This is a genomic window from Lutibacter sp., assembly GCF_046055765.1.
Lineage (GTDB): Bacteria > Bacteroidota > Bacteroidia > Flavobacteriales > Flavobacteriaceae > Lutibacter.
On the sequence record NZ_JASFZF010000070.1, the window covers coordinates 1 to 6,501 of the forward strand.

The following is a 6,501-nucleotide window of genomic DNA, read 5'->3' on the forward strand; positions in this document are numbered from 1 at the left end:
GCACAACAAACAAATGAAGATACTTACATAATTAATCAATACTTTCAATTAAATAAAGAGGCTTTATTATTAGAAAATAATGCTCCGTCTTTATCAAATTTTCAGTCACAAGATAATTTCATTATATTAAACCAAATAGGGAATAATAATGAAATTGATATTAAGAGTAATATTAATGATTCTCAGACGGTTACACAACTAGGGGATAATAACTATTATAATTTTATAAATTATTATAACAATTCACCTTCAAATTTTAACATTCTGCAACAAGGTGAATCTAATTCTCTTCAAATTTATGGACAAAACTCTATAATTAATAATATAAGTATTGTTCAAAAATCAAATTTCAAAACTTTGGTAATTAAAAATTATTAAAGATGAAGTATTTTTTTTTAAATACTATTTTTTGCTATGTATCACTTTTTTGTATACATAGCTATTCTCAATTAAGTGAAACAGTAGTTGGTAAAATTAATATATCAGAAAAAGATAATTTAATATTTATAAGAGCATTGGTTGAAAATGAAGAGCTTACTTTTAAAAATAATTTAGAATATAATTTAGTAGCATTAAAAAAGGGTGTATCTGGTAATTACACGAGCAATAGGCAGTCTGGTGAGTTTTCTTTAAAGCCTGAAGAGCGTAAAAGTGTTTCTGAAATAAGATTAAATATAGAAAAAAATGAAGAAATTAAAGTGTTTCTGTTTATTAAACAAAATGCTATTTTAGTATCAAAGGATTCAATAGTAATTATTCCAAAAAATCAAAATATAGAAAATGCTAAAATTGTAAATGAAGATGACTTTGCATTAAAAGGAATTGTAATTGATGAAGTGATTACAAAAATTGGAAAAGATTTTCATGATTATTTTTATCAAAATTATAGTACTTCTGGGGTGCAGTATCCTTTTATAATTGTAATTAAAGAAAAACCTTATTTTGGAAGAAGTAGTATTGTTAGTATTGAAGTTGATGATCGTAAAATATATGAATTTTTGACGAAGCCTGATGAAGACTTTTTGAAAGGTGCTGTAAAACAGACATTACAAAATTTAAGTCAATATGCGAGGCAAAGAAAATTATTATTTAAGAATAGTAGAATATAAAAATATTTTAATACCTTTAAATATGAGAAAGTTACAAATTATTATAAGTATTTTTTTGCTAAGTATTCCTAGTTTATTATTTTCACAGGATATAATATATAGGCCTATCAATCCTTTTTTTGGTGGAGATACATTTAATTATCAGCAATTATTAGCTTCTGCAAATGCACAAAATAGTTTTCAAGAAGATTCAGGATTTAGTTTCGATCAAGCTACTGATTTAGAAAATTTTACAGAAAGCTTAAATAGGCAATTACTAAATAGTTTATCACAAGATTTATTTCAACAACAATTTGGGAATCAATCTCTATCCGAAGGAACTTTCGTTTTTGGTTCATTAGTTGTAGAAATTTCACCTTCGAGTGGAGGATTACTAGTAAATATTTTAGATACTTCTACAGGTGAACAAACTCAAATCACAATTCCAAACTAAAAAACTAAACCCTATTGCTATGTTTTTAAACAAGTATTGTAAATATTTTACTCTTATGATTTTAATATTTTTCACAAGTTGTGGAACGTATTTTAATCAACCTTTTTCAACAAATAAAGCGAGAATTGGTGAAAGTACATCTAAGAAAAGTATAATAGATAGTATTACACCTTTAAAAGAAACTATCGTTGGAGTCTATAAATTTAGAGATCAAACAGGTCAATATAAACCAGTTCTTAATGGTTCTACTTTTAGTACTGCGGTTACTCAAGGAGGTACTTCAATTCTACTAAAATCATTAGAAGAATCTAAGTGGTTTACACCAATTGAACGTGAAAATATTGGGAATTTATTAAATGAACGACAAATTATAAGATCAACTCGTCAGGAATATAGTAAAAATAACAAAGATCAAGTTACCTCCATTCCTCCATTATTATTTGCTGGAATTATATTAGAAGGTGGAGTAGTTTCTTATGATTCAAATATAATAACGGGTGGCTCAGGTGCTAGATATTTTGGTGTTGGTGGTTCTACGGAATATAGAGAAGATAGGATAACAATTTATTTAAGAGCTGTATCTACATCTAGTGGAAGAATACTAAAAAATATATATGTTTCAAAAACAATTTTATCTCAAGGTATTTCTGCAAATTTATTTAGGTACGTTAAATTACAGCGATTGTTAGAAGTTGAAACAGGTGTTACAAAAAATGAACCAGCACAACTAGCTGTAAAAGAAGCGATTGATAAAGCTGTTGAACTTTTAATTATTGAAGGAATAATTGATGGATTATGGAAACCAAAGGGAGGGAAGCCTACTGTTGATTTAGTAAAAGAGAAATATATTGAAGAAAAAGCAGCAGCTGCAACTACAGCTTTATATGATAGAAAACTGGAAGATAAAAGAGGGAAAGTAGCAATAAACCTGGAAGGTGCAGCAATAATCCCTAATAATGATTATGGAGATGCAACTGAAAAATTAGGAGTAAATGGTTCCGTAAAATTTTATTTTAAAAAACCAGGATTTAATATAAATTTAGGGGCAAGTTATTTTGAACTAGAAAATAAAAATAATTTTAAAGATCAGTTCCTTTCATTAGATATAAATGTTGGATATGATATACTTCCGTATGATAATTTAACACCTTTTGTATATGCAGGTTTTGGTGCTGTTTCTAATAATAAAAAAATAAACTATTTCGATTCTTTAAAATTCCAGTTTGGAGGAGGAATAGAGTATTTACCTATTAAAAATTTAGGAATTAAACTTTTTGCTGAGCAAAATTTACTTTTCACAGATGATATTGATCGCTTAGTTCAAGGAAAATGGAATGACTTCTATTATAAAATTGGATTAGGATTGAATTTTTATATTGGAAAACCATATAATAGTGTTAAGCCTGTAATGTTTGAATAAAAAAATATAATTATGAAAAAAAATTTAAATATTATACTAATCTTTCTTCTAACTCTTTTTGTAAATTGTAGTGAAGAAACAACAAATTTTTTAGGGAAAGGTACCATTACAGGAAGAGTTGTAGAGGCATTGAGCTTTAACCCAATTGAAAATGCAAAAGTAACTTTAACACCTACAAATAATACAGTTTTTACTGATGTAGATGGTTATTTTATCATGGAAGAAATTGAAGAAGGTGATTATTCTGTAAGTGTTGCTAAAGAAGATTATTTGACAACATTTGAGCCTGCTACTGTTGCTGCAGATAGTGAAGTGAATGTAATCTTCGAAATGGAAGACGATAATGCTTTAAATAGACCTCCATCAACACCTATTATTAAAACACCTATTGATGGAAGTGAAAATGAAGAACTTTCTGTAGAATTGTCATGGTCATCTACTGATCCAGATGAAGACCCAATTACTTATAGATTAGAAATTAAAAACGATATTGATAATAATATAATCGAGGTAGAAAATATTATTGATAGTACTTACGTAATTTCAGATTTAAAATATGGAGTTAAGTACTTTTGGCAAATTGCTGCCTCAGATGATATTAACCCTGAAGTTTTAAGTTCTGTTAGTAATTTTAAAACTAAAATGAACCCAGATAATAGGTTCTTTTATGTTAGAAAAGGAACAAACACTAATAATATAATTTATTCTGCTAACTTCAATGAGACTGATAGCGCATTAGAAAATGAGGTGGAATTAACTACCGAAGATCAAAATAGTTGGAGACCAAGAAAAAATCAGGCTTCAAACTTAATTGCATTTTTAAGAACAACTAATAATGAAACTCATTTATTTACCATGAATCAAGATGGTTCAAATGTTTCTCAAGTAACTTCTGCTATAGCTGTAGCTAGTTATAATTTGAACGAAATTGACTTTTCATGGTCATCAAATGGAGATAGACTTATTTATTCACATTATGATAAATTATATGTAATTAATAAAGATGGAAGTGGATTACAACAAATTTATCAAACTATTGATGGAAGTTATATAACTGAATGTGATTGGAGTAATGATGAAAGTATGATTGCTTTAAAAACAAACGACTTAACAGGTTATAATGTTTCTATTTATACTATAGATTTAGATGGAAACACGTTAACAACTGTTTTATCTGGAGTTTTGGGTGCCGCTGGAGGTTTAAATATTTCGGTAGATAATAAATTATTGATGTATACGTATGATATTTCAGAATATGAAAACTCTGATAATAGACAACTAGATACAAGAATTTTTATGTATGATTTTGATTTAGCTACTGCAACAGATATTTCAGCAGGTAAGGATAATGGAACAGTTGATTTAGACCCAAGATTCTCACCTAATGAAGCAGAAGTTATTTTTGTAAATACTTCAAATGATGGAATTTCAACAAGAACAATATATAAAATGGATATACTTGGAGAGAATGATAGGGCAAGTTTATTTGTCAATACATATATGCCAGATTGGGAATAGATAAAAATATAGCTAAAAGCCGAATGATTTTCATTCGGCTTTTTTGTTTCAGTATTTAAAAAGAAAAATTACTTTTGCATCATACAAATTATAGTAATTATGAGCTCAGAGATAAGTAAAAGATACAGTCAAAGAGGTGTTTCAGCTTCAAAAGAAGATGTGCATAATGCTATAAAAAATGTAGATAAAGGATTATTTCCAAAGGCTTTTTGTAAAATAGTACCAGATTATTTAACAAATGATGAAGAATACTGTTTAATAATGCATGCAGATGGAGCCGGAACAAAATCGTCGTTAGCTTATATGTATTGGAAAGAAACAGGAGATGTTTCTGTTTGGAAAGGTATTGCCCAAGATGCTCTAATTATGAATATTGATGACTTAATTTGTGTTGGAGCAACAGATAATATTTTATTGTCATCAACAATTGGACGAAACAAAAATTTAATTTCAGGAGATGTAATTTCTGAAATAATTAATGGTACTGAAGAACTGTTACAAGACTTAAAAGAGTTTGGAATTGGAATACATTCAACAGGAGGTGAAACTGCTGATGTTGGTGATTTAGTTAGGACAATAATTGTGGATTCTACTGTTACAGCACGTATAAAAAGAGAGAAGGTAATTGATAATGCAAACATTAAACCAGGCGATATAATTGTTGGTTTGGCTTCATTTGGACAAGCAACTTACGAAAAAGAATACAATGGAGGAATGGGATCTAACGGATTAACTTCTGCACGTCATGATGTATTTCATAAATATTTAGCTGAAAAATATCCTGAAAGCTTTGATGCAGGAGTGCCAGAAGATTTAGTGTACTCTGGTAATGTGAAGTTAACTGATGAAATTGAAAATTCTCCTATTAATGCAGGAAAACTAGTACTTTCTCCAACAAGAACTTATGCGCCTATTATTAAAGAAATTCTAAAAAAAATTACTTCAAAAGATATTCACGGAATGGTACATTGTAGTGGCGGAGCACAAACAAAAATCCTCCATTTTATAGATAATTTGCATATTATAAAAGATAAAATGTTTAAAATTCCGCCATTGTTTAAGTTAATTCAAGAGCAAAGTAAAACAGATTGGAAAGAAATGTATCAAGTGTTTAATTGTGGTCATAGAATGGAATTGTATGTCTCATCTGAAATAGCAAGTGATATTATTAAAATTTCTAATAGTTTCAATGTTGATGCGCAAATTATTGGTAGAGTAGAAGCTTCAGAAGCTACAAAATTAACTATTAAAAGCGAGTTTGGAACTTTTGTTTATTAAAAGTTATATCGTTTAAAATTCGTAAATTTGCAATCCAATTAAAAAAAGAAGATGTTAGATAAGCTAAGAATAGTAAAGCAACGTTTTGATGAAGTTTCTGATTTAATTATCCAACCAGATATTATTACAGATCAAAAACGCTATATAAGAATTAATAAAGAATATAAAGATTTAAGCGCAGTGATGAAGATTGCTAAGGAATACAAATCTTTATTGAATAATATTGAAGAAGCTAAAGAAATTATTGCTGATGGCTCTGATGAGGAAATGACAGAAATGGCTAAAATGGAATTGGAAGAAGCTACAAATCGTATTCCAAAATTAGAGGATGATATAAAATTTATGTTGATACCTAAAGATCCTGAAGATGCCAAAAATGTAATTGTTGAAATTAGAGCAGGTACAGGTGGAGATGAAGCTAGTATTTTTGCTGGTGATTTGTATAGAATGTATACTAAATATTGTTCAGAGAAAGGATGGAAAACTGAAGTTGAAGATATTAGTGAAGGAACTTCTGGAGGATTTAAAGAAATTATTTTCAGTATTACAGGTACTGATGTTTATGGAGATATGAAATTTGAATCTGGTGTGCATCGTGTACAACGCGTTCCACAAACTGAAACTCAAGGTCGTGTACATACATCAGCGGCAACAGTAATGGTATTGCCCGAAGCTGAAGAGTTTGATATAGAATTAAAACCGAGCGATATTAGAGTAGATTATTTTTGTTCTTCAGGACCTGG

General features: G+C 28.7%; 7 protein-coding genes. All 7 read left to right on the forward strand.

Features of this window, described 5'->3' with window-relative positions:
• On the forward strand, positions 1-378 hold a 378-nt coding region (locus QM495_RS07215), incomplete at its 5' end, for a hypothetical protein (RefSeq protein WP_408671439.1).
• Positions 379-380: 2 nt separating this feature from the next.
• Complete coding sequence (gene csgH / locus QM495_RS07220) at positions 381-1,109, forward strand: curli-like amyloid fiber formation chaperone CsgH (RefSeq protein WP_408671440.1); 729 nt, start codon at positions 381-383, stop codon at positions 1,107-1,109.
• Positions 1,110-1,131: 22 nt separating this feature from the next.
• Positions 1,132-1,542 (forward strand): curli assembly protein CsgF, encoded by a 411-nt coding sequence (locus QM495_RS07225; RefSeq protein WP_408671441.1) that lies wholly within the window; start codon positions 1,132-1,134, stop codon positions 1,540-1,542.
• A 55-nt stretch (positions 1,543-1,597) separates the two neighbouring features.
• The gene (locus tag QM495_RS07230) at positions 1,598-2,962 is read left to right on the forward strand and encodes a CsgG/HfaB family protein (protein WP_408671442.1); all 1,365 of its coding nucleotides are present in this window, start codon (positions 1,598-1,600) and stop codon (positions 2,960-2,962) included.
• Between the two features lie 12 nt (positions 2,963-2,974).
• A complete protein-coding gene (locus QM495_RS07235) occupies positions 2,975-4,480 on the forward strand; it encodes a carboxypeptidase regulatory-like domain-containing protein (protein ID WP_408671443.1) in 1,506 nt (501 codons plus the stop codon).
• Positions 4,481-4,579: 99 nt separating this feature from the next.
• The gene (locus QM495_RS07240; protein ID WP_408671444.1) at positions 4,580-5,758 is read left to right on the forward strand and encodes an AIR synthase related protein; all 1,179 of its coding nucleotides are present in this window, start codon (positions 4,580-4,582) and stop codon (positions 5,756-5,758) included.
• A 51-nt stretch (positions 5,759-5,809) separates the two neighbouring features.
• Positions 5,810-6,501: peptide chain release factor 1 (locus tag QM495_RS07245; protein WP_408671445.1), on the forward strand; the 692-nt coding region annotated here is incomplete at its 3' end.